The following is a 26,956-nucleotide window of genomic DNA, read 5'->3' as shown; positions in this document are numbered from 1 at the left end:
GCTGCATCTCAGAACGGCTGCATCTCAGAACGGCCAGGCAGGGAGAGTCGGCAGCCCCACCCTCGTCGGCCTCCCGACCAACCAGGCCAAGGTCTCCGCGTCGGACAGCGACGGCACTCGTACACCCGGGACCGCCGTCTCGAGTGCGCCCAACTGACTGGCGAGAGTGAATTCCACGAACTCGGCAGGCCAGTCGTGGCAGGTGTAACCGATGTCGAGGTCCATCAGGTGAATCTCGATCTCGTTCCAGCGCAGGATCGGTAGATCGAATGCCGTCACAGGTTTGCGCCACGGCACCGGTGTGTTCAGTCGATCTGTCGGGATCTCGCACAACGCGTCGACCAGCCTCGTTCCCGAGAAGCGGTAGTCGAGGGCCAACAATTCAGCCGGGCGATCTGCGCCCTCTTCGATTGCAGCATTGCGCGCATCCGGCCCCCCTGGATACATCTCCCCCGATTCGCCGCCCTGCACGCCGGCAACAAATCTGCCCAGCGCGTCGGCGTTGCGCGACATGTGCGTCACGACGTGTCCCCGACTCCACCCGGGGAGCCCGGAGGGCTCCCGCGCCTGCTCTTCGGTCAGTGCACCGATGAGAGCCTGTGCCTTGACGTCGGATTCACGAACTGCTGCGACCAGGTCGGCATACGTCGGCGTTACGGAGTGAGACGTCATGCAGCGATACTAGTTCCCTTCGCGCACTCTCATACCGATTCACGACAAGGTCCACCACTCCCGGATCGACGCCGAGCGGTTCGGTCACACCATCGGCTCCTGCAGCGTGCAACCTTTCGTGGAACAGCCCGTGCGCGAGGAGGTACGAGGCGACAAAAACTCGCTTCGCGCCGCGAACGCGTGCTGCTGCAACAACATCGGCTACCTTCGGCTCCCCGGTCGCGATGTACCCGATGTCGACACGAGTCCCCGCCGCTTCGGCAAGCATCAGCGCAGCACGCTCGACGTCTCGCAGCGCCCGCGCATCGGAGGACCCGGCGGCAGCAAGCACTGTCGCGTCACCCGGATTCCACCCCGCTTCGGTCAAGCGCCGAAGCAACACGCGTGCAAGCGCCGGATCGGGTCCGAGTGCCGGCGTCACACTCACGGCCGAGTGCTCACTGATCGCCACTTCGCGTCGAACATCGGTGTGAACGTGGTAGCCGGACGCCAAGAAGGCCGGTACGAGAATCGCTCGCCCCGGAGTGTCCCGGAGGACTTCCGAAGGTGACGGACCGAGCACATCGACAAAGGCAACGCGCGTGCGTCCGACGCGCGTGCCGACGGCGTCGGCAAGCGCGGCAACCATTTCCACGCCACGTGCACTACGCGTGCCGTGAGCTACCAGTACGAGTACATCGTCATCGCGTTGCATAGTCACCGGGATTCTGTACGTAGTCGCCGGGGTCGAGGGCAAGTCGATAGCCCCGCTTGACCACCGTCTGAACGGCTTTGGGCGCACCGAGGCACGCGCGCAATCGGGCGACGGCGGTCTCGACGGCGTGGGTGTCGCCGCCGCCGCCGGGAAGAGAAGCCAGAAGTTCGTCGCGGGAGACGACTCGACCGGGACTCGCACCGAGAGTGCGGATCAACGACATCGCAGCCGGCGGCAATTGCTTCACTTCACCGTCCACGACTACGCAACCGCCGCGAATGCTGATTTCGTGTTCGCCGGCTTGAATCTTGTTGGCTCGCTGCGGGAGTTCGTCGACGATGTGTCGCGCTAGCGCGCCCAGACGTGCCCGCGCCGGGGCCGTGGTCGGTACATTCAACGCTTCGAGCGGCGCGGAGGTGACCGGGCCGACGCACATGGCCGCCACCGGACCCCGCATCGCGTCGAGAATGTCTCCGAGATCCCCGGTCTTGTCGGCTCGCATCAACATCGAGGCTACGGCCGGTGCACTGGTGAAACTGACGGCGTCGATTCCGGCTGACGCGATGGCGTCGATCATCCGGTCGAGCAGCGTCGGATCCTCCGGCGGTTCCCATCGATAGACAGGGACCGCGATGACCTCGGCGCCGGCCTCGCGCAACACCTGACAGAAGTCGGGAATCGGCTCCCACTCGGTGGTCGCACCATGCAGTTGTACAGCGATCCGCTTTCCCGAGACACCTTCTGCCAGAAGATGTTCGAGCACCTCGGCGGAAGACTCGGATGCCGGTGACCATTCCTCACGAAGGTCGGCCGCGCGGATTGCTCCCTTGGCCTTCGGTCCTCGCGCGAGTAAACGAGCCGAACCGAGCGCAGAACCGAGACTTTCGGCTTCGCCCCATCCGTCGGCGGCTTCCAGCCAACCCCGGAACCCGATGCCGGTGGTGGCGACGACCACCTCGGGAGGATCCGAGATGATCTGCTGTGTCACCCTTTCGAGCTCACGGTCGTCGGCCAACGGAATGATTCGAATCGCCGGAGCGTGAACGACATCCGCTCCCCGACGAGTCAGCAAGGTCGCGAACTCCTCGGCGCGGCGCGAAGCAGTGATACCTACCGTGAATCCAGCCAACGGCATGTCGTCACTCACGAGACTGCATCGGAGACAGTCGAGCGAACGCCCTGCATCTGCAGGCTGTGTACCTGAACGACTCCAGCCCACACGCGAACGCCGTACACCGGCAGCGCAACCGACGAGTCGTCCAGCGCCCGGCCGTCGACCAGCGAGAACGCCTGCTTGAGCAGTGGCGAGACCACGATCGGCTCACCGTCCCGGTCGCCGACGAGTCCGCGAGACATCACCGCGGCGCGGCCGTACGGATCGAAGTTGCTGACAGCCCGGAGTGTGCCGTCCTCGAGTAGGAACAGTGCCACCTGCTCGCCGCCGCGAAGAAGCACGGCAACTCCGCGTCCAGGGATCAGATGGCTCAGCGGGCAGGCCGACGTCCATTCGAGTCGATCCGAATCCAGCTTGGCGATCTGCGCATCGATGACACTCATCGAAGTCCTCCTGTCGATCCGGCGACAACGTCGCGCGGGTTCTTGTCTACGTTTCTACGGATCCCGTGTTTCCCACGGGTTACGCGACTATTACCGGCGCGTGGGGATGCTCGGCATGCCCATCAGGACCGGAACCTTGCGCACTCCGGTCTCGTCGAACACAACCGTCGGGTCGGCTTCTTCCGGTGCGTTGACGAACGAGACGAACCTCGACAATTTCTCCGGATCACCCAGCACACCGGCCCATTCGTCCTGGTAACCCTCGACGTGCTTGGCCATCAGTGCCTCGAGTTCCTCGCCGATACCCAGGCTGTCTTCACAAATCACGGCCTTGAGGTGATCGAGTCCGCCTTCGAGTGATTCGACCCACGGCGCCGTGCGCTGGAGGCGATCGGCAGTACGGATGTAGAACATGAGGTAGCGGTCGATGTACTTGACCAAGGTCGCGTCGTCGAGGCCTCCGGCAAGCAACTGAGCGTGTTTGGGCGACTGTCCGCCGTTACCGCCCACATACAGATTCCAACCGTTCTCCGTCGCGATGACGCCGACGTCCTTGCCTCGCGCTTCGGCACATTCACGGGCGCAACCCGAGACGCCGAACTTGATCTTGTGCGGCGAACGCAGACCGCGGTAGCGATTCTCGAGGTCGACGGCCATACCCACCGAATCCTGGACACCGTAGCGGCACCAACTCGAACCGACGCAACTCTTGACCGTCCGGAGGGACTTGCCGTACGCCTGACCCGATTCCATCCCGGCGTCGACGAGGCGCTTCCAGATCGCGGGCAACTGTTCGACGCGGGCACCGAACAAGTCGATGCGCTGACCGCCGGTCACCTTCGTGTACAAGCCGAAGTCTCGCGCCACTTCTCCGATGACGATGAGTTGCTCACCCGTGACCTCGCCGCCAGGCATCCGAGGTACCACGGAGTACGTACCGTTCTTCTGGATGTTCGCGAGGAAGTGATCGTTGGTGTCCTGCAACGACGCCTGCTGGCGGTGCAGGATGTGATCGGAGTCCGTCGAGGCCAGAATCGAAGCGACTACGGGCTTGCAGATGTCGCAACCGGCGCCCTTGCCGTACTTGGCGATCAGCGCCGAGAAAGTTCTGGTCTGCGTCGACTGGACGATCTGGAACAACTCGGCCCGCGACTGCGCGAAATGTTCGCACAGTGCCTTCGACATCACGACGCCGGAATCGGCCAGCAGCTGCTTCACGGTGGGAAGGCAACCGCCACAAGTGGTTCCGGCGCTGGTGCACGCCTTCACCGAAGCGATGTCGCATGCGCCGGCTGCGATTGCACCGCAGATGGCTCCCTTCGTCACGGCGTTGCACGAGCACACCTCGGCGTCGTCGGGCAGCGAGCCTGCACCCGGCTTCTCCCCCGCAGGCGAGATCAATGTCGCCGGGTCACCGGGTAGTTCGCGACCGACCAGCGGGCGCAGCGACGCGTAGGCCGATGCGTCACCGACAAGAATGCCGCCGAGCAGGATCTTCGCGTCGTCGGAGACCACGAGCTTTGCGTACGTCCCCTTGGACGCGTCGCTGAGGACGACTTCGAGGGCGCCCGGTGAGGTCGCCATCGCGTCACCGAAACTGGCGACGTCGACGCCCATGAGCTTGAGCTTGGTGGACATGTCCGCGCCCGGGAAATCCGCGGCGCCGCCGAGCAGACGATCGGCCACGATCTCGGCCGTCGTGTAACCGGGAGCGACCAGACCGTAGCAACGGCCTTCCACCGCAGCACATTCGCCGACTGCGTAGACGTTCTCGTCCGAAGTCACGCAGCCGAGGTCGGTCAGGATGCCACCGCGCTCCCCCACTGCGATCCCGGCGTCGCGGGCCAGCTGATCACGCGGACGTACTCCGGCGGAGAAGACGAGCAGCGCGGCGTCGATGGTGGAGCCGTCGGAGAGTTCGACCACGATTCCGTTGTCGGCCTGCGAAATTCCCGCCGTCCCGACACCGGTGTGGACAGTGAGCCCGAGTTCGGTGACGAGGCGAGCGAGCAGTGCGCCGCCACCCTCGTCGACCTGCATCGGCATCAATCGCGCATTGTGCTCGACGACGTGTGCCGTCATCCCCATGAGCGAGAGAGCATTTGCGGCCTCGAGTCCAAGCAAACCTCCGCCCACCACGACGCCGACAGCGCCAGGACCAGCCTTCTCGGCGGCGGCCCGGATACCGTCGAGGTCGTCGAGGGTGCGGTAGACAAAACATCCGTCGCCGTCGTGCCCCGGTACGGGAGGCACGAACGGATACGAACCGGTCGCCATCACCAGAGCGTCGTAGGAGATCGTCTCGCCGGTTGTCGTCGTGACCGTGCGTGCATCTTTGTCGATCGCGAGCGCGCCCTCCCCCACACGGAGGTCGACCAGGCTGTCGCCGACGTAATCGTTGCCGGCCAGTGCCAGTTCCTTGGGGTCCCACGCTCCGACGTACGAGGACAGCCCGACTCGGTCGTACGCCGCGTACTGCTCGTCGCAGAGTACGGTCACCGACCAGTTGTTCGCTTCGTCGCGCGAACGCAGTGCCTCGACGAATCGGTGTCCGACCATTCCGTGTCCGATGACAACAACCGACTTGCTCATGACGCCTACTTCCTGAGGTACGAGATAGTTCTGAGATTCTGCGGACCGCTCACGCCGTGACTGCGACCTTCGCCTCGTCGACGTCTGTGGTCAGCGTCGACGGCTTGCGCAGGAAGACGAACCAGGTGACTGCGATGCAGGCGATGTAGAAGGCCAGGAACACCCAGAAGGCCATGGTCGCCGACTTCGCGGGGCTGCTGTACGACGCGCGCAGCACCAGGTTGATGCCGACGCCGCCCAAACCGCCTACCGCACCGGCAAATCCGATGAGAGCGCCGGAGATACTGCGCGACCACGTCGCCTTCTCGCTTCGATCCATGTGGTCGAAGCTCTGAGCCTTCGCCTCGAAGATCGCCGGGATCATCTTGTAAACGGATCCGTTTCCGATGCCGGAGAGCAGGAACAGAGCGATGAATCCGAGAACGAATGTCACCATGATTCCGGCGCTGGCGACGCCGGCGGTGTTGTCGTCCATCGTTCCGGCCGTCACGAGTATCGATGCCGCGAATGCCATGGCGACAAACGTCCACATGGTGATCTTGCCGCCGCCGATCCGGTCGGCCAGTTTGCCGCCGAGGGGGCGAGCGATCGAACCGAGGAGAGGGCCGATGAAGGCGATCTGTGCTGCATGCAGCGCGGCCGCGGCCGGAGTGGCACCGCCGGCGAGGAAGTTGATCTGCAGAACCTGACCGAAGGCGAAGCTGAATCCGATGAAGGAACCGAACGTACCGATGTACAGGAAGCTGATCACCCACGACTCGGAGAACCTGAGTGCCTTGGCCATGGAGCGCAGGTCCGACTTCTGGTTGCCCAGGTTGTCCATGAACAGCGCGGCACCGACGGCGGCGGCCGCAATGAACACGAGATAGACGGCGCAGACGATCCACGGAGCGCGGTTACCGACGGTGGCGATCACCAGCAGACCGATCAGCTGAATCATCGGCACACCGATGTTGCCGCCGCCGGCATTGAGACCGAGCGCCCACCCCTTGAGGCGTTGCGGGTAGAAGGCATTGATGTTGGTCATCGACGACGCGAAGTTGCCGCCGCCGATACCTGCAGTGGCCGCTACCAACATGAACGTGGTGTACGACGCACCCGGGTTCATCATCAGGTAGAGCGTGAGAAGTGTTGGTACGAAGAGGAACAGCGCACTCATGACGGTCCAGTTACGACCGCCGAACCGTGCGGTGGCAACCGTGTAGGGAATGCGGAGGACCGACCCGACAAGTGTGGGCACTGCGACGAGGAAGAACTTTCCGGCCGCGTCGATGCCGTAGATATCCGTCGGCATGAACAACACCATCACGGACCAGATCGACCAGATCGAGAAGCCGACGTGTTCGGCTACCACTGACCAGATCAGGTTCCGCTTCGCGATGTCCTTGCCGCCGGATTCCCAGGCGTCGACGTCCTCTGCATCCCAATGCTCGATGTAATGACTCACCAGGGCCTCCTGAATATGTTGGAGACCCAAAGGTAGAAAACGGTTATTGCGCCGGTGCTGCGTGCGATGACCGCGAAGTCAATTGATCCTCACCCGGTAACAAGACCGGGTGTGAGCTAGTTTTTCGCAGGTGCGTGCCAGGAATCCTCGAGCATCCGAGGCTTACATGCCTGGTAGGCGCCCAGGAGCACCACGATCACAGCGACGACGAGCAGGCCGAACGGCGCAGCGTATCCACCGGACACGTCGTGGAAAACGCCGAACAGGAGCGGACCGAGGCAGGCAACGGAGTAGCCGATGCCCTGGGTGAAGCCGGACAGTGCCGAGGAACCGATGTGCGAACGAGTACGCAGGTTGATCAGCGTGAGCGACATCGGGAACGTGCTCGGACCGAGGCCCAAGACGACAACCCACACGACCGGCGCCGCCATCGGGGCAAAGTACAGCCCGCCCATGCCGACCAGGTAGCAGACGGCACACGCGATCACGACAGAGAAGGGATTGGCCATGCGGGCGCACAGCGTCGGTGCACCGAAAGCTGCGACGAGCCCGATCACCGAGAACATTCCGACCATCGTTCCGCCGAAGGCATCACTGGCTCCGGCGTCACGAAGGATCGAGGGAATCCACGTGAACATCGAATACGTGATCAGTGAGGTCATGCCGAACATGCCGGCCATCCCCCAGGCCACGGGAGAACGCCAGACCTGACCGCGTGGCTGTTCTGCCACTGCCGCAACCGAATCCGATGCATTCTCGACGGACCCGGCTTCGTTCGCGCGAGCCTTGCGCGAGCGAGCGAGGGTGATCAACCACGGCACTGCTGCGGCGAAGCCGAAGGCGGACCACCAGCCGATCGAGAACCGCCACCCGAAGGCGTCGGCAACCGGGACTGCGACAAACGCCGGAACGATGGTGCCGATCTGCACGGCCACGATGTAGACCGAACTCATGGTGGCGAGGCGATCCGAGAAGTACCGCTTGACCAACGGTGGGATCACGACATTGCCGATTCCCATGCCTGCCAGTGCCAGAGCCGAGAGGGCCAGCAACGACCATGTCTGAGACATCATGGCGCGCAACAACATTCCGACGCCGGCCATGAGCATCGCAACGAGGGCCGTTCGCTCGAGCCCGATACGTTTCGCGATGGCGGGAGTGACGAGACCGAAGATGGCGAACATTGCGGTCGGAACCATGCCGAAGACACCGACGATCGAGGCGGAGAAGCCGATCTCGTCGCGAATCTCGGCCGCCAAGGGCGAGAACGAGGTCACCGCAAGTCGAAGTACGAGCGCAGACATCGCAATCGCAGCGAAGACGAGCACACGGCCTTGTATCAACGAGCGGGTTTCGGTTCTCTCCAGTTGAGCAGTCACCGGCAAATCATAGGATGACCGGACGAACTCGCACAAGCGCGGTAATCTAACGTCACATTCACACCACTTACCCGGACCCGAGGAAACAACCACGTGCAACCCGTTCGACGCGCAAGTCTCATCTCGCAGGTCACCGAACAACTCCGCAACGAGATCCGGAGCGGAACCTGGCCGATCGGTTCCAAAATCCCCACCGAACCGGAACTGTCGGAGCTGACCGGGACCGGTCGCAATACCGTGCGCGAGGCGGTCCAGGCGCTCGTACACGCCGGAATGCTGGAACGTCGTCAGGGATCGGGCACCTACGTCGTTGCCGTCTCCGACCTCGGTGGCACTCTCGGCAACTACTTTGCCGGTGCCCACCAGCGGGATGTACTCGAACTTCGGCGCGCACTCGACATCACTGCAGCCACCCTCGCCGCCGCACGGCGAACCGAAGACGACATCGCCGAACTGACGCGGCTACTCGAGCTTCGCACCGCGTCATGGGAGGGTCAGGACGTCGACGCTGCCACCACCGCGGACGTCGCCCTGCACCGAGCAATCGTCGCGGCCAGCCACAACGAGGTCTACCTGGAGTTCTACGACTCCCTGCTCCCGGTCATCGAGACCACGATCCAACAGCACATCGATGCAACCGGCGAAGGATTCCACTCGCAGCACGCGAACCTCGTCAACGCTGTCGTCGACGGGAACACCGTGGCCGCCTCGAACGCCGCACGCGAGCTGTTCGAGGGCCTGGTCTCGGACTTCGGTACCGGCGCCCCGATCTAGAGCAGCAAGCGCACGATGTCGGACGTACGGGCCAACCCCGGGAACGCGTCCGCCGTCGAGCGAGGATGCAGAACATGAACCGCCAAGCGGAACATCACCGCACGTAGAAGCATCTGCGGCCACTCGGGGAGATCTTCCCACCGGCCGACCAGTGCCTCGTCGGCACCACCCCACGAGATCGCGTCGACCACAGCGACGGCGGCGGCCCACGCAGCCGGCCGCCAATACGGCGTGATGTCGGTGATTCCGGGCGCCATACTGCCCGAGAACAGCACTGTCCCGAACAGATCGCCGTGCACGAGCTGGTCCGGGCTCTGCACCGGCTTACGCAAAGTAGCGAGCCCGGCGATCAGTTCCAGACTCTTGCGACCGTCAGGAGTGGGCGTCTCGAGTTGCTCGACGCCCTTCGCGATCCTCAGCGGAACCGTTTCCCATGCCGCGCGATCAGCGGCGACGAATACGTCGACCTCGGCCCACGGCGGCACGGGCGGTTGCGCAAGGAAGCGCGGGCGCTCGAGCGAGGCCGTCGCCGCATGCAGTCGGCAGGACATCGAGACCACTTCGTCGTGACGTGGTTCCGGCGATCCGACGATGAAGGTGTCGGCACGCCAGCCCGAGACGACGTAACGACCGTCGGTCGAACGCACCGGTCGAGCCAGCCGAACGCCGTCGACTTCGAGGTTCTCTCGCACCTTCGCCGACCACGCTGCGCGGGCATGATCCGCGACTGCTGAAAGGACGACGTCTCCACACAGCCACCCGCCGTCCCAATCCGCACCGAGTGGGATGGGATCGACTTCACGGAGGCCGAAGGTGGAGCACACGTGCTGGGGAGGTTGGCCTGTGCTCACACCCCAACGCTACCGGTGCGCGGCGCCGCCTCCCGCGAGGCGCGCCTAGTAGACCGGCAGACTCGCATCCACCTGGTTCGCCCAGGCGATCGCGCCGCCTTGAACGTGGACCGCGTCGGAGAAACCGGCGTTCTTGAGAAATGCCAATGCCTCGGCGGAACGAATGCCGGTTTTGCAGTACAGCACTATCTGCTTGTTCTGCGGCAACGTCGCGAGAGCTTCACCGGACAGGATGCGGTCCTTCGGGATCAGCACGGCCCCCGGCAGATGCATGATGTCCCATTCAACCGGTTCTCGTACGTCGACCAGCTCGATCGACCGTCCCTCGCCGATCATGGCCTCCAGTTCGGGCGCCGTGATCGTCGAACCGACAGCAGCGGCACTCGCCTCTTCGGACACGACACCGCAGAACGCGTCGTAGTCGATCAAGGCGGTGACCGGCACGCGGGTCGGATCACGCTGAAGGCGGATCGTCCGGAACGTCATCGCAAGTGCGTCGTAGATCATCAGGCGTCCGAGAAGCGGTTCGCCGATCCCCGTGATGAGCTTGACCGCCTCGGTCGCCATGATCGAACCGACGGTCGCAGGCAGGACTCCGAGCACACCACCCTCGGCGCACGAGGGGACCATGCCTGGCGGCGGCGCCTCCGGGTAAAGATCGCGATAGTTCAGTCCCGCGCCGTCCGGGGCGTCTTCCCAGAAGACCGAGACCTGCCCTTCGAAGCGGTAGATCGAGCCCCACACGTACGGCTTTCCCGCGATGACGGCAGCATCGTTGACGAGGTACCGCGTCGCGAAGTTGTCCGTACCGTCCAGGATCAGGTCGTACTCGGAGAACAGTTCGACCGCGTTGGAGTTGTCCAGGCGGAACTCGTGCAACCGGACGTCGACGTGCTCGTTGATTTCGAGAATCGACTCCTTCGCACTGAGCGCCTTCGGGCGTCCGACGTCGGAGCGTCCGTGAATCACCTGACGCTGCAGGTTCGACATGTCGACCTCGTCGAACTCGACGATCCCGATGGTGCCCACTCCTGCGGCCGCGAGGTAGAGCAGTGCCGGTGAACCCAATCCACCGGCGCCGATGAACAGGACTCGTGCATTCTTGAGCCGCTTCTGACCGGTCATGCCTACGTTCGGGATGATCAGGTGCCGGCTGTATCGGGCAACTTCCTCCCGGCTCAACTCGGCTGCCGGCTCCACCAGTGGTGGCAATACGACGGGTGTTGCAGACACCGCGAAACACTCCTAGTTCAAGACGAGATCAGGGATTCTCGATCCGGTCACGCTCGGGGGTACGGCCACGGATTGAAGCGGCACGTGAGTCCGTTCATCGGAACGACGCCCTCGGGATCAAGCCTAGCGATGTCGTTGTTCGCGGTTCCGAAGGTCTGCTGCATCATGATCGGTGCGAGTCCGCCTTCGGTCTCGCACGGCTGATGAGCGGCGTATCCGATGGCATGGCCGACCTCGTGATTGATCTGATACTGCCGATACGAGCCGATGTCGCCCTGGAACGAAATGGCGCCTCGCACCCATCGCGGTTCGTTGAGCAGGACTCGGTCCATGCTCGGGTTGTAGCAGGATCCTTCGAGTTCGATTTCGTATCCACAGCCTTCGCGGATCGTCATCTGTGAGGTCAAGGAGATCCGGAAGTCCGGCTCGCCGGCGTCGACGCGCCGGAACGCGACCTTGGGATCGTTGGTCCAACTCTTCGGATTGGCCAGTGTCTGGTCGACCATGCGTCCGTACGATTCGTCTCCGCCGAAGCCGGTCGTGTCGACGCCGTCCTCGATCTCGACCGTGTACGTGAACTCGCGTTCGGTTCCCTGTCCGACCTTGCCCGTCGTACCTGGTACGACGTGCCACGTTCCACCCCCCGCGACGGTGAACGGACCACCGTCGGGAAGGGCACCGGACGGTATCGACGAGGCAAAAGTTCCGTCTCCGGCCGGTGGGGCACCGATGACATCGGTTCCGTCGGTGCTGTGCGCGAGGTCGGCGGTGGCCGACGTCTTGCTCGCGGAGTCTGTGGCGTCCGGCCGTACCGCATCGACGATCACAAGAATGGTGAGCACCACGAGAACCGGAATCGCGTAGGCCCGCCAACCGTAGGTCGAGACGAAGCGCCCGAGCTTGCTCTGCTTTCGCGCTGCCCGGTCCGGTCGCGGATTACGCGGGGTTCGGCCCACTTCTCGTTTGGTCGGATCCCATTGGGCGCGCAAAGGCTGATGGGAGGAAATGCCGCGATAGTCGCGTTCGCCGTAGGCACGATCATCCGGCACCTCCGGCCGACGTTCGTCGCGAGGCGCTCCAGTTCCGCTACGCATTCGACGTTCCTCACGTTCAGGGTTCTGCGTAGTTCGTCCACGCATGCGCGGTCCCCCTGGGTCAGTCACGTCGTCCAGAATCTCACACACGGCAAGTCGCTCGCCCGGGCTGACCGAAACTTGCTGGTCCTGGCGTGTCATGGCAGCCCGTCCTGTAACGAGAAAGACCGCTGGTCTCGCTCACCGAGGCACGCGCGACTCGCCCGGGCGACACACGGTATCGTTCATTCGGCTACGACCGGTGTGACGGAGGATACTGGCGGGTACGCACACGCGACTCGCGGATCCGCGCGCCGACCGAATTACTTTTGCTCAGATTGGAAGCGACATGACAGAACTCGCGGATCGGACTGACTCCGATCGCGGTACAACGGCTGGCAAGCCTGCCGGAACACGTCGCAGCACCCGCCTCCCGCGCGATGCGCGCCGCCTCCAGCTCCTCGCAGCTGCAAGTGAGGTATTCGTTGCGAACGGGTACCACTCGGCCGGCATGGACGAGATCGCCGAATGTGCCGGTGTCAGCAAGCCAGTTCTGTACCAACATTTCCCAGGCAAACTCGAACTGTACGTCGCAGTCCTGCAGAGTTACGTCGACAGCCTCATCTCGGGTGTACGCCAGGCCCTGCGATCGACGACGGACAACAAACAGCGTGTCCGCGCCGCGGTCCAGGCGTTCTTCGACTTCGTCGACAACGACTCCCAGGGCTTCCGCCTGGTGTTCGAGTCCGACATCATGGGCGAACCTCAGGTCCAGACACGCGTCGAACAAGCCACCGAAGCCTGCGTCGACGCCGTGTTCGACCTGGTGAGTCAGGATTCCGGACTCGATCCGTACCGCGCGCGCATCCTTGCGGTCGGTCTTGTCGGTGCCAGCCAGTTCACTGCGCGGTACTGGCTCGAGGCCGCGCGGCCGATCCCGAAGGAAGAAGCCGTGGAAATCACCGTGACCCTCGCGTGGGGCGGTCTCTCACACGTGCCGCTGCAAGCCGAAACGAAGTAACCGGAACCCGAACGAGAATGGGCGGGCAGTCTCACGACTGCCCGCCCATTCTGCTGTTACGGCTACGCGTCAGACGGTAGGCGCGAATCCGACCTTGCGGATATCGGACGGACCGATCTCCACGTACGCCACACGAGAAGCCTGCACCAGGAACTTGCGGCCCTTGTCGTCGACGAGAGCCAGAACCGGCTCGCGGCCACCGAGGACAGCCGCGACCAGTGTCTCGACCTCGTCAGGGGTCTGTTCGCTGTTGACGATGAGCTCACGCGGGCTGTCGATTACACCGATCTTGACCTCCACGGTCAACCTCCGAACTGTTCGTGAATTACATCCGTTGTCGACGCAAGGCTAATGCAGCAACGACCGCCCACGCTCCTCTGCACGCTGTGCCCAGAGCGAACAGGCACCTAGACGAGTCCGAGAATCGCCATCCGCTCGGCATGCTTTGCCTGCATGCCGTCGAACAACGCGACAACTCCGTTGAGGTCGCCGGAGGCGGAGATCACCAGATCGGTGAGATCTTCACGCTGCGCCAGCACGAACTGTGCCTGCGTGATTGCTTCGCCCAGAAGACGGCGTCCCCACAGCATCAACCGGTCCTTGGCGCGAGTACTGGCCTCCACTGCTGCCTTCACCTCGAGCACCACGAACTCCGAGTGGCCCGTCTGGGACAGCACGTCCTCGACGATTTCCGCGACATCCGCCGGGAGGGAGTGCCCGATCTCGCGATAGAAGTCGGCAGCGATTCCGTCGCCGACGTACGCCTTCACGAGCGATTCCAGCCACGTCGACGGTGTCGTCGACGCGTGGTAGTTGTCGAGAGCTCGAACGAACGGGTCCATGACGGTGAAGATCTCGTGGCCACGTTCCGTCAACGCCGTTTCCAGAGTCTCGAAGTGGTCCATCTCGGCGGCGGCCATGCTGGCGAACGCCACCTTGCCTCGCAGGTCCGGTGCCATTTGTGCGTCCTCCGCCAAACGGTAGAACGCCGAAATCTCGCCATACGCGAGAACGGCAAACAAATCGATCACGCCAGGGTGATCGGAAGCGACTCGGCCTCCGGTTCCAGCGTCCGTCGAAGCATCAAGATCGTGTGCGCCCATGACTACGAACTGTAGTGCTTCGACGGCCGACGCGACCGGCAAGGACCGCATGTCCGATTCGGTGATCTTCGACATGTCATCGCGAGGGACGGACAACGTGCAGCTACAATGGTCTTGGGAGTTCGCCAGTTCCCCCGGGCCAATTGGTTAGCCGGGACGGCTGTATTCACACGAACCCCACCGATAATGTGCGCGCACCTGCATCGACGGTTGTCGCCCGCTTCGCCGAGATCTCCGGACGGTTCGAATTCGTCCGAGTGGAATTCAGTGCTGAGGCGTAGGCATGACCGAAGAAAAAGAGGGCATCGACATCGGCCGACTTACGGCCTGGCCCCTTACCTTGTGCGTGCGTACCGCCACGAGGAAAGGCTAGTCCCCTGAGCAAGATCACTGTCGACCACGAAGACGAAGCAACCGAGAACACCGTTTCCGTCCAGCTCGACGACACCCATGTACCCCCGAGCTTCGCCGAACTCGGTGTCCGCGACGAAATCGTCCGCGCACTGAACGAGATCGGCATCGAGCGCACCTTCGCCATCCAGGAACTCACCCTTCCGTTGGCTCTCGCCGGTGACGACCTCATCGGTCAGGCCCGCACCGGAATGGGCAAGACCTTCGGTTTCGGCGTCCCGCTCCTGCATCGCATCGTCACCGCCGAGAACGGCACGGCTGTTCTCGACGGCACGCCCCGCGCTCTGATCATCGTTCCCACCCGCGAGCTGTGCATCCAGGTCGCCCGCGACCTCGAGAACGCCAGCAAGTACCTCCGCGTCGGCGATCGTGGTCTCCAGGTTCTGCCCATCTACGGCGGCCGTCCGTACGAGGCGCAGATCTCGGCACTCCAGAAGGGCGTCGACGTTGTCGTCGGCACCCCGGGTCGCCTGCTCGACCTCGCCAACCAGTCGCACCTGATCCTGGGCAAGGTGGGCGTTCTCGTCCTCGACGAGGCCGACGAAATGCTCGACCTGGGATTCCTCCCCGACATCGAACGCCTCATGGGCATGGTCCCCGACAAGCGTCAGACGATGCTCTTCTCCGCGACGATGCCCGGCCCGATCATCACCCTGGCTCGCACCTTCCTGACGCAGCCGACGCACATCCGCGCCGAAGAGGCCGAATCCTCCGCGGTGCACGATCGCACCAGCCAGCACATCTACCGTGCACACGCGCTCGACAAGGCCGAGATGGTCGCCCGTGTTCTGCAGGCCGAAGGCCGCGGCGCGACGATGATCTTCACCCGCACCAAGCGCACAGCCCAGAAAGTCGCCGACGATCTCGCCGAGCGCGGCTTCTCCGTCGGTGCCGTCCACGGTGACCTCGGCCAGATCGCCCGTGAAAAGGCGCTGAAGGGCTTCCGTAACGGCAAGGTCGACGTTCTGGTCGCCACCGACGTCGCTGCCCGCGGTATCGACATCGACGACGTCACCCACGTCATCAACTACCAGTGCCCCGAGGACGAGAAGACCTACGTCCACCGCATCGGTCGTACCGGCCGCGCCGGACGCACCGGCATCGCCGTCACGCTGGTCGACTGGGACGACATCCCTCGCTGGCAGCTCATCGACAAGGCACTGAGCCTCGGAATCCCCGACCCGGTCGAGACCTACTCCAGCTCGCCGCACCTCTACGAAGAGTTGTCCATTCCGGCCGATGCCAAGGGCACTGTTCGCAAGGCCAAGGCCGCCCCTGAGAAGGCAGCAACGGACAAAGCAGCAACGGACAAAGCGGACGCGCCGAAGTCGACCGACTCGGACGGCAACGAAGAGAAGGCCGCTCCCCGCCGCAACCGGACCCGTCGCCGCACCCGCGCCGGCGCTTCGACCGACGCCGCGACGTCCACCACCGCCGGCGCCACCACAGCTCCCCCTTCGGCACCCGCGGCAACCGCTGCCGAGAACTCGGACGAAGACGGAGCGGCCAAGCCGCGTCGCCGTCGGCGTCGTCGCCCCGCGGCTTCCGCGACGGCAGGCGCCGCAGAGTAAGCTGCCGATGTGCTGGCTCCCGAAAGGCGTACTCGCTCAGATGTGATCGGTGCGCTGGCAATCGCGCTGGCCGTAATCGTGGCGGTGACCGTTGTGTGGTTGCGCAGTGATGCGCGCGGAACCACCTCGGTCACCGCTGAATCTCCACTCCCACCTCTGTCGACGTCGGTGTTGTTACCCGACATCCTGAAACAGACGTGGGAATCTCCCAGTGCCGACTCGACGGCACCGATCACCGTCGGAAATGCCGTCGTCACCGCCGACGGCTCCGAGGTGATCGGCCGCGATCCGGCAACGGGCGAAGAAGTATGGCGATACGCGCGCAACATTCCGCTGTGCGGCGCGATCGGTTCGTGGGATCGCGTCGTCAGCGTCTATCAGGACGATCGCGGTTGCTCTCAGGTCACGTCGCTGGTCGCCGACACCGGCGCCCGAAAGGACCAGCGCAACAGCGACGCCGATTCTGCGGTCAGCCTTTCAGCGGACGGCACCTACCTGATTTCGCGCGGCAGTGAGCGAATGGAGCTGTGGCGCTCGGACCTCGTCCGAACCCTCGAGTACGGCCGGGTCGACGCGAAGGTCAACCCCAACAAGCAACCCCGCACCGGATGCACGCTGCTCGACGCTGCGTCGAGCGCCAACCGAGTCTCGGTACTCGAACGCTGCCCCGGTGAAGCCTCCAACAGGTTGACGGTGATGAATCCCGCACCCAAGGACGCCCAGGAACCCGAAGAGTACGGATCCGCGATTCTCCTCGACTCCGAGGGCGCCCGCCTGCTTGCCGTGGCCGGCGAAAAGACGGCGGTCTATCTCCCCGCAGCCAACGGAACCGTTTCTCGCATCACCATTTTCGACGGAACCGGCAATCCGATCGTCGACTATCCGATCGAGGGAACGGTGACCGAAGGCGCCCGCACCCACGCCGACAAGGCTTCGATCACGTGGTGGACCGGCTCGCAGACCGTCAACCTGCGCCTGAGCGATCTGGCTCCGACGTGGATCGTCAACGGAACGTCAGGACCCGGAAGCATGGTTGCCGGTCAGATGCTCATCCCGGTTCCGGGCGGCATTGCAGCCGTCAGTCCGTCGGACGGAGCGGTGCAGCGCATGATCGCAGTCGACCGCGGTGAGACGACGACGCCGATCGTGCTCGCCAGTGCGGGCGAGACGATTCTGGAACAGCGCGGCGATACCTTGTTCGCGCTGCGCTAGAAGCTCTCGCCTTCCTCAGAGCGCCAGTTCCGGCGCGAAAGTCACGACTTCATTTCCAGCCCAATGCTTTACGAGATTGTCGGCGAGTTCCCGATAGGCATCCGCGCCCTTGTTCTTTCGTCCGGCGAGGACCGTCGCACCCGACGCGGACGCCTCGGCGAACTTGACGGTGCGTGGGATCGGAGGCGCCAGAACGGCCAGGGAGTAGCGGTCGCTGACGTCGGCGAGCACGTCGCGACTGTGCGTGGTTCGAGCGTCGTACAGAGTCGGAAGTGCGCCGAGCAGAACAAGATCCGGGTTGGTGATGGCTTGGACTTCACGAACCGTACGCAGCAGCTGTCCGACGCCGCGGTGTGCGAGGGTTTCGCATTGCAGTGGAACCAGAACCGACTGCGCCGCAGTCAATCCGTTGAGTGTGAGCACACCCAACGACGGTGGGCAGTCGATGATGATGACGTCGTAAGAGCCCAGGAGCGGAGACAGCGCCCGCTTGAGCGCGAACTCTCGACCGGGTCGCATCAGGAGCAGCGCTTCGGCGCCCGCGAGATCGATCGTGGCCGGCAGGAGATCCATACCGTCGTCCGTCTTCAGCACGGCGTCGACCGCGTCGAGATCACCCGCCAGGACCTCGTTGACCGAACGCTCGAGGCGATCCGGGTTGTGTCCGAGCGAGAACGTCAGGCAGCCCTGCGGGTCGAGATCCACCACCAGAACTCGTTGTCCGAGCGCGGACAAAGCCGCACCGAGAGAAGCGACGGTGGTGGTTTTAGCCACGCCGCCCTTTTGATTCGCCACTGCGAGAACCGTCGTCACACGTAGATCCTTGCGCACTTCGCGCCAGGAGGCGAGCTACACACGCGAGGCAGCCTGCAATGATGGTCGACATGACGTCCCAGTCCGCCCCCTCGTCGATCCCCCTCGGTGCTCGCGTCGTACTCATGCGACACGGTGAAACCGAGTGGGCACGCACCGGGAAACACACGGGCCGGACCGAGGTTCCGCTGACTCCGCTCGGCGAGATGCAGGCAACCGCGACCGGAAATCGCTTGCGAACCCTCGACCTCCGGAACCCCATGATTCTGACGAGTCCGCGGCTGCGCGCACAGTTGACGGGCGATCTCGCCGGCCTGCCGGAAGAGCGAACCTGGGATGCACTGTCCGAATGGGACTACGGCGATTACGAAGGCCTCACGACGCCCGAGATCCGCGCAACGGTGCCCGATTGGACCGTCTGGACGCACCCGTGCCCCGGCGGCGAGCAGGCCGATCAGATCCACGCCCGCACCGACATGGTGCTGTCGATGGTGCGTTCGCAACTACCCGAACGCGACGTGATCCTGATCGGGCACGGCCACTTCTCACGCGCACTCATCGCCCGCTGGCTCGAGCTCCCGGTGACGGAAGGAAAGCGTTTCGCCTTGTCCCCCGGCGCATACTCGGTTCTCGGTTACGAGCACGGCGCCACCCACCTCGTCCATCACAACGTGCCGCCGCTCGTCGAGGCTTGAGGCCTAAGATTCTCCCTATGATCCGACGCGCCACGCCCGCAGACGTCCAGCCGATCACCGACATGATCTACGAGTTGGCCGACTACCAGAAGGCCCTCGACGAGTGCACCGTGAAGGCGGAACAGATCGGCGAGGCGTTGTTCGGGCCGGCCGCGACGGCCTTCGCGCACGTCGCTGTGAATTCGGCCGACGACGTCGTCGGCATGGCATTGTGGTTTCGCAATTTCTCGACGTGGGACGGCGCTCACGGCATCTACCTAGAAGACCTCTACGTCAAGCCCAGTCAGCGCGGATCAGGCCACGGGAAGGCTCTTCTGGCCGCACTCGCCAAGGAGTGCACCGACAACGACTACACCCGGCTGTCCTGGTCGGTGCTCAACTGGAACACCCCCTCGATCAAGTTCTACGAGTCACTCGGTGCCGACGCACAGACGGAGTGGACCACGTATCGCCTGACCGGTACTCACCTCGGAGCTCTCGCCGCCGAAGCTGAGTAGAGCGGAAGCTGAGTAGGACCGAAGCAGCGTAGGCGTTCCGTCCTACTTGTCCCGCGGCTCTTCGGTCTCGTCCGCGCGTCCCTCTTCCGGCGACACCTCGTCTGCGTACGCTCCGTACTCCGCTGCCATCCATCGAGACGTCGGAGCCGAGAACAGGCAGCCCAGAGCGCCGAGAACGACGACACCCAGAACGATGCCGAGCGGCACCTGATGCGAATCGGTCAGGAGCGACCAGGCGACCGGCAGGAGCAGCAACTGCGCGACGACGGCGATTGCCCGGCCCCACCGGCGGCCCGTCAGCAAAGCGATACCGGCAGCCAACACCGCGCCGCCGAGGATCGCGACCCACGCGGCAAATCCGTATCCGTTGGTGACGCTCTGATCGTGGCCGGTTGCACCGCGAATCACTGCGACGATCGCGAACCCGGCGGCAACCAGCCCTTGAAGCGTCACGAGGGCACCTGCCCATGTGACTGTCTTGGGCAGGGCGTTCGGACTGGCGGTATTCGGCACGAGGCCAGCCTAGAACACGACACCGGATAGGCTCATGCCCCGTGCGCGCACTGCTGATCGTCAACCCCAATGCCACCTCCACCACCGCTGCCGGTCGTGACCTGTTGGCACACGCCCTCGAGAGTCGGGTGCGACTTACTGTGGCGCACACCACACATCGGGGTCATGCCGCCGAACTGGCGCGCGAAGCCCACGAAGACGGCTTCGGCTCGGTGATCGTCCACGGCGGCGACGGAACGGTCAACGAAGTGGTCAACGGACTGCTCGGGTCACCGCATCCCGCGTCGATGAAATCGGTTCCGGTCGGTCCGATCCCGACGATCGCTGTCGTCCCGGGAGGCTCGGCAAACGTTTTCGCGCGCTCACTCGGTATTGCCGCCGACCCGATCGACGCCACGAACCAACTCGTCGACCTCCTCTCCGAACGGACCAGGCGCCGAATCGGGCTCGCACACTGCGACAACCGTTGGTTCACGTTCAACGCCGGAATGGGCCTCGACGCCGATGTGTGCGAGGCCGTCGACGCCAGCCGTAAGAACGGTGACGCCGCCACACCCGCCCGGTATGTCCGAACCGCGATCGCGGCGTTCTTCCGTGCCAAGCGAGCCGAACCAGCGCTGACCGTCCACCTTCCCGATCAGGATCCCGTCTCCGGAGTCCACTACGCATTCGTCTCGAACTCGAGCCCGTGGACATATCTGGAAGAGCGTCCCGTCCACACCAATCCGGGAACGACCTTCGACAGTGGACTCGGCATCTTCGCCATGACGAGCACCAAAGTTCTGCCGTCCCTGCGGGTTGTGCGGCAACTACTCGCACGCGGCGCGGAGCCGAAATCGAAGGTCCTCTTACGCACCGACGACGTCCCGACAATCACCATCGAATCGTCGCGACCGATCGGACTGCAGATGGACGGCGACTACATCGGACTTCGTGAAAAGGTCGAATTCACCTCGGTCCCGGATGCGCTGGAAGTGTTCGCACCGATTACGACGTGAGTCAGGCAACACGTTTGACCTGCAAAAACTCTGGTGCCAAAAGGTCGAAATCGGGTAAAATGCCGGTGACGCCCAGGTGGCCGTCAGGTGTGTCACAAATTAGTGAGTTGGCCCACGAACCCGTTCAAACCTATTGACATACCGCGAGTTCGTGAAAGCATTCACAAGTAACAGTGCGGAAACATTGATGACGCACACACAAACTCATTGGTACCAAATGGTGTGAATACACACCCAATTAAGGAGCGAAAAAAGATGGACTGGCGCCACAACGCAATCTGTCGCGACGAGGATCCCGAACTGTTCTTCCCCGTGGGAAACAGCGGACCGGCCCTCGCTCAGATCGCTGATGCCAAGGTTGTCTGCAACCGCTGCCCCGTCACCGCCGAGTGCCTGTCGTGGGCTCTCGAGTCCGGCCAGGATGCAGGCGTCTGGGGCGGAATGAGCGAAGACGAGCGTCGCGCACTCAAGCGTCGTAACGCACGTACCCGTGCACGCACTTCCGTCTAGGTAGAACCGAGACGTTCGACTCGCGGCGGAGAACAGCCCCTCTGCACAGTCGAAGACGACAGCCCGGCACCACATGGTGCCGGGCTTTTTGTCTGCTCGAATCGCTAACGCGGCTCGAATCAGTAACGCGCAGAACGTCTACCGAGCGGCACACGCAGAACCGCGTCGGTACCGCCTCCGCTTCCCGGGTGCAGTCCGAGCGAGCCACCGAGTTCGGCGCCCAGCAGAGTCCGCACGATCTGGAGTCCGAGCCGATCGGACTTCTCGAGGTCGAAGTTCTCCGGCAGTCCGCGCCCGTTGTCGTGGATGATCACGTCCAACCAGCGTGCAGAACGCTCGGCACTGAGTGTGACCGTGCCGGTCACACCCGGATCGAAAGCGTGCTCGATCGCGTTCTGCACCAACTCCGTCAGCACCATGACCAGCGGGGTGGCGCGCTCGGCGGAGAACACTCCGAAACTGCCCTCACGCCGAATCGTCACCGGCACACCTACTCCCGCGACATCGGAGAGCATGGGAACCAACCGGTCGATCACCTCGTCGAGATCCACCTCTTCGTCCACCGACATCGACAAGGTGTCGTGAACGAGGGCGATGGACGTCACGCGCCTCACCGACTCTGTCAACGCTTGTCGCGCTTCGTCGTTGCCGGTTCGCCTGGCCTGTAGACGCAGAAGCGCCGCGACGGTTTGCAGATTGTTCTTCACTCGATGGTGAATCTCGCGGATGGTTGCGTCCTTGCTCAGGAGAGCGCGATCACGACGCTTGACCTCGGTGACGTCGCGGACGACGACCGCAGCACCGACATGCCGGCCGCCAGGCTTGAGAACCAGGGCCCGCAGCAGAACGGTTGCCCCGCGCGCCTCGATCTCCATACGGCGACCGGGCTTGTCCGCCAACGTATCTCGGATGTATCCCGCAGCTTCCTGAGACTCGAACGGGTCGGTGACCAACGAACGGGTCAGTGCCGCGAGGTCTTGGCCCACCAGATCCGAGCTCAGACCCATCCGGTGATAGGCCGAGAGGGCGTTCGGGCTGGCATAGACGACTGTGCCTTCGGTATCGAGACGGATGAAGCCGTCGCCCGCACGTGGGCTCGAGTTCGTGTCGGAGCGCGATTCTCGGATCGGGAAGGTTCCGTCGCTGATCATCTGACACAGGTCTTCGGCGCAATCGAGATACGCGAGTTCGAGCGGACTCTGCGCTCGCTGGTGCGACAAGTTGGTGTCGCGGCTCAGAACAGCGATGACTCGCCCGTCCAGACGCACCGGAACGGCTTCCCGACGCGGCGGCATTCCTTCACGCCACGTCTCGTCTTCCCCGCGCACGACGCGGCCCTCCACGAGAGCGCGAAGAACCTGCGGGTGCTCGGACTCGGAAACGACCGTTCCGACCGCATCCTCCGGAAAAGCCGTCGATGCCGTTGTCGGCCGGCAATGCGCGACGCAGATGACCGTCCCCTCGGATCGGTTCTTCTCCGATTCGGTGCCCACCCACAAGAGAACGTCGGCAAAGGAGAGGTCGGCGAGCAGTTGCCACTCCCCCACGACGCGCTGGAGATGGTCGACCGCCGCACCGGGAAGGTCGGTGTGTTCGGCGAGGAGGTCGCTGAGAGTGGACATCGTCCGGCTTAGGAGATCACGGCGATCAGATCGCCTTGCTGAATTACGTCGCCGACCTTGACGCCCACCGTCGTCACCGTTCCCGGAACCTCGGCCAGGACGGGAATCTCCATCTTCATGGATTCGAGGATGACCAGGGTGTCGCCGTCCGCAACGACGTCTCCCTCGCTCACGACGACCTGGTAGACCGTCGAAACCATCTCGGCGCGCACGTCTTCTGCCATCGTGAACCTCACTTCTGTCGGAACTGCACTCTGACCACGAAAATACGTCGACGGATCACTCGATCGACCTGCCAATGGAACCACACCGGCATCGGCGTGAAACAATGACGCGAAAGAAACAGAAGGGAGACCAATCATGGGTAAGCGTGGTCGTAAGAAGCGCAGCCGTAAGGGCAACGCCGCTAACCATGGCAAGCGTCCAAACGCCTGACATGTAGCGCAACAAAACGTCCGAGGGGCGGGGAAGCATTGCTTCCCCGCCCCTCGGCGTTACTGCCTTCCGACTGCTGCCGCTCAGATCTTCGCTGACGGGCTAGCTGTCGGTTTCGGTAGTCGTTATGACGATGGTCCGACGCAACTCGACGGTGAGCCTCTGACGCAGGCTTTCCGGCGCATGGTCTCCGCCGCACTTACGGTTGATCAGGCTCTTGACCTTCTCTTCGATCCCGTAGGCCTCGAGGCACGATCCACAATCGTCGATATGACGCTGCAGGCGAGCACGACTTGAATCGTCGCATTCACCGTCGAGCATCAACCAGACGTCGGCGATGACTGCCGAGCAGTCGAGCCTTTCGAATTCGTCCTGCTCACTCATCGTGTGACACCTTCCGTCTCGGTGGCTGCGACTGTGGCTGTGTCGACCGCGCCGTCCCGATTGAATCCCCGGTCTTTTGCGACATCGGCCAAAAGACCACGCAATTGCTTGCGACCACGGTGCAGTCGCGACATCACCGTTCCGATGGGTGTGCCCATGATCTCCGCGATCTCCTTGTACGGGAATCCTTCGACATCGGCGTAGTACACGGCCATACGGAATTCCTCGGGAAGCGACTGCAGCGCCGCCTTGATGTCGTCGTCAGGCAACGCGTCGAGCGCCTCCACCTCGGCCGATCGCAGCCCCGTCGAAGTGTGCTCGGCGGTGGCGGCCAACTGCCAGTCGGTGATCTCGTCCGTCGGATACTGCGCGGGTTGGCGCTGCTTCTTGCGGTACGAGTTGATGTAGGTGTTCGTGAGAATCCGGTACAGCCAGGCTTTCAGGTTGGTACCGGCACGGAACGAGCGGAAAGCGGTGTACGCCTTGACGTACGTCTCCTGCACGAGATCCTCGGCATCAGCGGGATTCCGCGTCATGCGCAGGGCAGCGCCGTACAACTGGTCGAGCAGCGGGAGCGCGTCGCGCTCGAACCGGGCAATCAACTCATCCGCAGTTTCGGGCGTTTCGGACACTGCGCCGTCGATAGGTTCAGCTACCTCTGACGGTTCGTCCTTGGGCCGGTCGTGTTCCAGCACTCTGATCCCTTCACTAGCCGTAGGGATCAAGGTTACCGCCAACTGAAGATCCGACCCACGGGCCGGTGGTGGCTCACACACAGCCAGCACGGTCGCTCCTTCGCTTCTCGGGACAAGTTTCATCAACTGGTACCAACACGGGAGTCAGCGACTCTGTTCCCGGCCTGGTCGGATGCACCTGTCGGCGATCCACATAGGGTGTTCCTCATGGCCGGAACAGCGACCCCTGCGACCGTACTTCTCGACAAGTCGAAGACACCGCACCGCGTCCACAGCTACGACCACGATCCTCGCGCCGAATCTTTCGGCGACGAGGCGGTCACTGCACTGGCAGAGTCGACAGGCGTCGAGGCCGCACAGATCTTCAAGACCTTGGTCGTCAAACTCGACACCGGCAAGCTCGCCGTCGCGGTCCTGCCGGTCCCGGACAAGCTCTCCCTCAAGGGTGCAGCCGCTGCCCTCGGTGCGAGCAAAGCCGTCATGGCCGATCGCGCCGAAGCCGAGCGCTCGAGCGGCTACGTCTTCGGCGGTATCTCACCGCTCGGCCAGCGCAAGAAACTGCCGACAGTGATCGATGCGTCGGCGCTCGACTGGGACCGCATTCTCTGCAGCGCCGGCCGACGCGGGCTCGAAATCGAGCTGGCTCCGACGGACCTAGCGCAGCTCAGTGGCGCGGTCACGGCGCAAATCACGGCGGGCTGAGTATCCGGTCGCTACGGTCTCACCATGCGACCACACCTGAAAACTCTTGCACTGACCGCTGCGACGGCAGCCCTCACCGTCTCGCTGACGGCCTGCGGGAGTTCGGACAATGCCGCCAAGGAAGTCACAGTAGTCGGATCAGGGCAGGTCCGCGGAGCGCCGGACATCCTCAATGCCGACATCGGCATCGAAGTGGTTGCCCCGGACGTATCGGGGGCGGTCTCCGAGTCGAATGACAAGGCCCGTCAGATGATCGACGCGATAGTCGCCGCCGGGGTGGCCCCCGAGGACGTACAGACAAGCGATCTGTCCGTCCAGCCGCAGTACGACGCCAGTGGTGGACCGTTCGTCGGCGGCAACGTGACCGGCTACCGGGCGACCAACTCGGTACGAATCGTCGTCCGCGATCTCGACAAAGCCTCTTCTGTCCTGGACGCCGGCATCGCGGCGGGCGGAAATGCGGCACGGCTCGGCAACGTCGCCTTCGCCATCGACGACGACTCTCAGCTTCTGGCCGACGCTCGCACCCGGGCCTTCGAGGACGCGAAGAACCGTGCCGAGCAGTACGCGGATCTGTCCGGGACGTCGCTCGAGAACGTCGTGACCATCACCGAGGCACACGACACGAGTGGCGGTCAGACCATGCGCGCTCCCGACGCCTCGATGTCCGACATGGTTCTCGCCCCGGGAACCCAGCAGGTCTCGTTCGAAGTGACCGTCACCTGGGCTCTCGGCTGACCACTAGAGCAGGCTGATCTGCTCGCCGGCACGGTCGACGTCCGGCTCGATCAACTCGTGTCCGTTGTTCTTGACACTGTTGACCAACGGCCGGACTCGATCGACCTCGATCCGCTCGAAGAGGTCCGGTACCGGCTCGAGCAGGGCCGAATCGACGGTGTTGTCGGGATCGAGCCACGCCTCCCAGCGGTCACGAGGCAGGGCGAGGGGCATGCGGTCGTGAACCTGCTCGAGGTGACCGAGAGAGTCGACCGTGACGATCGAGCAGCTCAGGACGGGGCTCGCGTTCTCGACCCTCGGGTCCCGCCAGGCAGACCACACGCCCGCCATGAACAGCCGTGATCCGTCGTCGGGGTGCATGTAGTAAGGAATCTTCGCTGCCTTCTTCCCGCCGGTGGCCTCGGTCTGCCACTCGTACCACCCGTCCATGGGGACCAGGCAACGCTTGAACTTGAAGGCGGTCCGAAACGCCGGCTTCTCCGCCAGCGAATCGGCGCGGGCGTTGAACAGGACCGGGCCTTTGCCCAGTTCCTTGGTCCACGACGGCACCAATCCCCACCGCATCCGCCGAATCCTCTTGGTCGGATCGCTGTCGGGGTTCTCCCGATCGTGGCGTTCGACGACAGTCAACACCTCGGTCGTGGGGGCCACGTTGTAGTCGGCTTCGACGGGCGCCGAGTGGTCGGTCTCGTCGAGCGCATCGAGTTCCACCGCCAGGGTGGCCGGGTCCGCTGTGGTCGCATACCTTCCGCACATGACACCCA

Annotated in this window: 30 protein-coding genes; 11 read left to right on the top strand and 19 right to left on the bottom strand. The window is 63.7% G+C overall.

Going from position 1 to position 26,956, the window contains the following annotated elements:
• Positions 1-24: 24 nt before the first annotated feature.
• The 7 genes from AOT96_RS21405 to AOT96_RS21375 all read right to left on the bottom strand — a co-directional run bounded on the left by AOT96_RS21405 (position 25) and on the right by AOT96_RS21375 (position 8,341).
• Positions 25-672 (bottom strand): maleylpyruvate isomerase family mycothiol-dependent enzyme, encoded by a 648-nt coding sequence (locus AOT96_RS21405; protein WP_058226479.1) that lies wholly within the window; start codon positions 670-672, stop codon positions 25-27.
• Positions 617-1,366 carry a sirohydrochlorin chelatase gene (locus AOT96_RS21400; protein WP_037130090.1) on the bottom strand — a complete coding sequence of 250 codons (750 nt, stop codon included), beginning with the start codon at positions 1,364-1,366 and terminating at the stop codon, positions 617-619. Before AOT96_RS21400 ends, AOT96_RS21405 begins: the two co-directional genes overlap by 56 nt.
• The gene (locus AOT96_RS21395) at positions 1,353-2,513 is read right to left on the bottom strand and encodes a uroporphyrinogen-III synthase (protein ID WP_007731238.1); all 1,161 of its coding nucleotides are present in this window, start codon (positions 2,511-2,513) and stop codon (positions 1,353-1,355) included. Before AOT96_RS21395 ends, AOT96_RS21400 begins: the two co-directional genes overlap by 14 nt.
• Positions 2,510-2,923 (bottom strand): nitrite reductase small subunit NirD, encoded by a 414-nt coding sequence (gene nirD / locus AOT96_RS21390; protein WP_042922175.1) that lies wholly within the window; start codon positions 2,921-2,923, stop codon positions 2,510-2,512. Before nirD ends, AOT96_RS21395 begins: the two co-directional genes overlap by 4 nt.
• Positions 2,924-3,013: 90 nt before the next feature.
• Positions 3,014-5,515, bottom strand: a complete 2,502-nt coding sequence (nirB, locus tag AOT96_RS21385; protein WP_003942314.1) for a nitrite reductase large subunit NirB — start codon at positions 5,513-5,515, stop codon at positions 3,014-3,016.
• 49 nt (positions 5,516-5,564) lie between these two features.
• Positions 5,565-6,965: an MFS transporter gene (locus AOT96_RS21380; RefSeq protein WP_085998905.1), complete on the bottom strand. Its 1,401-nt coding sequence runs from the start codon at positions 6,963-6,965 to the stop codon at positions 5,565-5,567.
• Positions 6,966-7,078: 113 nt separating this feature from the next.
• Positions 7,079-8,341 carry an MFS transporter gene (locus AOT96_RS21375; protein ID WP_065352230.1) on the bottom strand — a complete coding sequence of 421 codons (1,263 nt, stop codon included), beginning with the start codon at positions 8,339-8,341 and terminating at the stop codon, positions 7,079-7,081.
• 93 nt (positions 8,342-8,434) lie between these two features.
• Here AOT96_RS21375 and AOT96_RS21370 point away from each other — a divergent pair, with 93 nt between their 5' ends.
• Positions 8,435-9,115 (top strand): FadR/GntR family transcriptional regulator, encoded by a 681-nt coding sequence (locus tag AOT96_RS21370; protein ID WP_003942319.1) that lies wholly within the window; start codon positions 8,435-8,437, stop codon positions 9,113-9,115.
• Here the strand turns inward: AOT96_RS21370 and AOT96_RS21365 are convergent.
• The 3 genes from AOT96_RS21365 to AOT96_RS21355 are packed head-to-tail and all read right to left on the bottom strand — an operon-like array spanning position 9,112 to position 12,293.
• Positions 9,112-9,966, bottom strand: a complete 855-nt coding sequence (locus AOT96_RS21365; protein WP_007731227.1) for a TIGR02569 family protein — start codon at positions 9,964-9,966, stop codon at positions 9,112-9,114. The two genes, AOT96_RS21370 and AOT96_RS21365, sit on opposite strands and share 4 nt — an antisense overlap.
• Before the next feature lie 45 nt (positions 9,967-10,011).
• Positions 10,012-11,199, bottom strand: a complete 1,188-nt coding sequence (moeZ, locus tag AOT96_RS21360) for an adenylyltransferase/sulfurtransferase MoeZ (protein WP_003942292.1) — start codon at positions 11,197-11,199, stop codon at positions 10,012-10,014.
• 47 nt (positions 11,200-11,246) lie between these two features.
• The gene (locus AOT96_RS21355; RefSeq protein ID WP_007731223.1) at positions 11,247-12,293 is read right to left on the bottom strand and encodes a DUF3152 domain-containing protein; all 1,047 of its coding nucleotides are present in this window, start codon (positions 12,291-12,293) and stop codon (positions 11,247-11,249) included.
• A 328-nt stretch (positions 12,294-12,621) separates the two neighbouring features.
• Between AOT96_RS21355 and AOT96_RS21350 the strand changes: the two genes are divergently transcribed.
• Positions 12,622-13,293, top strand: a complete 672-nt coding sequence (locus tag AOT96_RS21350; RefSeq protein ID WP_003942309.1) for a TetR/AcrR family transcriptional regulator — start codon at positions 12,622-12,624, stop codon at positions 13,291-13,293.
• A gap of 69 nt (positions 13,294-13,362) precedes the next feature.
• On the opposite strand, the gene AOT96_RS21345 is transcribed toward AOT96_RS21350, so the two are convergent.
• Entirely contained in the window at positions 13,363-13,593 is a 231-nt protein-coding gene (locus tag AOT96_RS21345; protein ID WP_003942312.1) for a DUF3107 domain-containing protein, read from the bottom strand.
• Between the two features lie 107 nt (positions 13,594-13,700).
• Positions 13,701-14,396: a ferritin-like fold-containing protein gene (locus AOT96_RS21340; protein WP_039973220.1), complete on the bottom strand. Its 696-nt coding sequence runs from the start codon at positions 14,394-14,396 to the stop codon at positions 13,701-13,703.
• A gap of 377 nt (positions 14,397-14,773) precedes the next feature.
• Between AOT96_RS21340 and AOT96_RS21335 the strand changes: the two genes are divergently transcribed.
• Together AOT96_RS21335 and AOT96_RS21330 are read left to right on the top strand one after the other, a co-directional pair.
• On the top strand, positions 14,774-16,378 hold the full coding sequence (locus AOT96_RS21335; protein WP_030534998.1) for a DEAD/DEAH box helicase: 1,605 nt from the start codon (positions 14,774-14,776) through the stop codon (positions 16,376-16,378).
• Between the two features lie 9 nt (positions 16,379-16,387).
• Entirely contained in the window at positions 16,388-17,590 is a 1,203-nt protein-coding gene (locus AOT96_RS21330) for an Rv3212 family protein (protein ID WP_047271684.1), read from the top strand.
• 15 nt (positions 17,591-17,605) lie between these two features.
• On the opposite strand, the gene AOT96_RS21325 is transcribed toward AOT96_RS21330, so the two are convergent.
• Positions 17,606-18,403, bottom strand: a complete 798-nt coding sequence (locus tag AOT96_RS21325; RefSeq protein WP_003940948.1) for a ParA family protein — start codon at positions 18,401-18,403, stop codon at positions 17,606-17,608.
• Between the two features lie 71 nt (positions 18,404-18,474).
• Here AOT96_RS21325 and AOT96_RS21320 point away from each other — a divergent pair, with 71 nt between their 5' ends.
• Positions 18,475-19,098 carry an acid phosphatase gene (locus AOT96_RS21320; RefSeq protein ID WP_080552758.1) on the top strand — a complete coding sequence of 208 codons (624 nt, stop codon included), beginning with the start codon at positions 18,475-18,477 and terminating at the stop codon, positions 19,096-19,098.
• 17 nt (positions 19,099-19,115) lie between these two features.
• Positions 19,116-19,595, top strand: coding sequence for a GNAT family N-acetyltransferase (locus AOT96_RS21315; RefSeq protein WP_054828207.1), 480 nt, complete (start codon positions 19,116-19,118; stop codon positions 19,593-19,595).
• A 42-nt stretch (positions 19,596-19,637) separates the two neighbouring features.
• Here the strand turns inward: AOT96_RS21315 and AOT96_RS21310 are convergent, their stop codons facing one another.
• Complete coding sequence (locus AOT96_RS21310; RefSeq protein WP_054828206.1) at positions 19,638-20,108, bottom strand: hypothetical protein; 471 nt, start codon at positions 20,106-20,108, stop codon at positions 19,638-19,640.
• A 41-nt stretch (positions 20,109-20,149) separates the two neighbouring features.
• On the opposite strand from AOT96_RS21310, the gene AOT96_RS21305 reads away from it, so the two are divergent.
• Positions 20,150-21,106 carry a diacylglycerol/lipid kinase family protein gene (locus AOT96_RS21305; RefSeq protein WP_007731209.1) on the top strand — a complete coding sequence of 319 codons (957 nt, stop codon included), beginning with the start codon at positions 20,150-20,152 and terminating at the stop codon, positions 21,104-21,106.
• Between the two features lie 255 nt (positions 21,107-21,361).
• Positions 21,362-21,616, top strand: coding sequence for a WhiB family transcriptional regulator (locus tag AOT96_RS21300; protein WP_003940950.1), 255 nt, complete (start codon positions 21,362-21,364; stop codon positions 21,614-21,616).
• Between the two features lie 119 nt (positions 21,617-21,735).
• Here AOT96_RS21300 and AOT96_RS21295 read toward each other — a convergent pair whose 3' ends face one another.
• Together AOT96_RS21295 and AOT96_RS21290 are read right to left on the bottom strand one after the other, a co-directional pair.
• Entirely contained in the window at positions 21,736-23,238 is a 1,503-nt protein-coding gene (locus AOT96_RS21295; RefSeq protein ID WP_003940890.1) for a sensor histidine kinase, read from the bottom strand.
• Between the two features lie 8 nt (positions 23,239-23,246).
• Positions 23,247-23,462 carry a biotin/lipoyl-binding carrier protein gene (locus AOT96_RS21290; RefSeq protein WP_007731208.1) on the bottom strand — a complete coding sequence of 72 codons (216 nt, stop codon included), beginning with the start codon at positions 23,460-23,462 and terminating at the stop codon, positions 23,247-23,249.
• Between the two features lie 136 nt (positions 23,463-23,598).
• Between AOT96_RS21290 and AOT96_RS36595 the strand changes: the two genes are divergently transcribed.
• Positions 23,599-23,673 carry a 50S ribosomal protein bL37 gene (locus AOT96_RS36595; RefSeq protein WP_022597109.1) on the top strand — a complete coding sequence of 25 codons (75 nt, stop codon included), beginning with the start codon at positions 23,599-23,601 and terminating at the stop codon, positions 23,671-23,673.
• A gap of 102 nt (positions 23,674-23,775) precedes the next feature.
• Here the strand turns inward: AOT96_RS36595 and rsrA are convergent, their stop codons facing one another.
• Positions 23,776-24,057 (bottom strand): mycothiol system anti-sigma-R factor, encoded by a 282-nt coding sequence (rsrA, locus tag AOT96_RS21285; protein WP_003940722.1) that lies wholly within the window; start codon positions 24,055-24,057, stop codon positions 23,776-23,778.
• Positions 24,054-24,752: a sigma-70 family RNA polymerase sigma factor gene (locus AOT96_RS21280; protein ID WP_054782092.1), complete on the bottom strand. Its 699-nt coding sequence runs from the start codon at positions 24,750-24,752 to the stop codon at positions 24,054-24,056. The genes rsrA and AOT96_RS21280 overlap by 4 nt, the downstream gene beginning before the upstream one ends.
• 207 nt (positions 24,753-24,959) lie before the next feature.
• Here AOT96_RS21280 and ybaK point away from each other — a divergent pair, with 207 nt between their 5' ends.
• Both ybaK and AOT96_RS21270 read left to right on the top strand, forming a co-directional pair.
• Positions 24,960-25,454: a Cys-tRNA(Pro) deacylase gene (gene ybaK, locus AOT96_RS21275; protein ID WP_030535005.1), complete on the top strand. Its 495-nt coding sequence runs from the start codon at positions 24,960-24,962 to the stop codon at positions 25,452-25,454.
• Between the two features lie 24 nt (positions 25,455-25,478).
• Entirely contained in the window at positions 25,479-26,192 is a 714-nt protein-coding gene (locus AOT96_RS21270; protein ID WP_065352229.1) for an SIMPL domain-containing protein, read from the top strand.
• Between the two features lie 3 nt (positions 26,193-26,195).
• Here the strand turns inward: AOT96_RS21270 and AOT96_RS21265 are convergent, their stop codons facing one another.
• Positions 26,196-26,948: an SOS response-associated peptidase gene (locus AOT96_RS21265; protein WP_064112594.1), complete on the bottom strand. Its 753-nt coding sequence runs from the start codon at positions 26,946-26,948 to the stop codon at positions 26,196-26,198.
• Positions 26,949-26,956: the final 8 nt, after the last annotated feature.

The organism is Rhodococcus sp. 008, from assembly GCF_001682295.1.
Classification (GTDB): domain Bacteria; phylum Actinomycetota; class Actinomycetes; order Mycobacteriales; family Mycobacteriaceae; genus Rhodococcus_F; species Rhodococcus_F qingshengii.
This window is presented reverse-complemented; position numbering and strand designations above follow the sequence as displayed.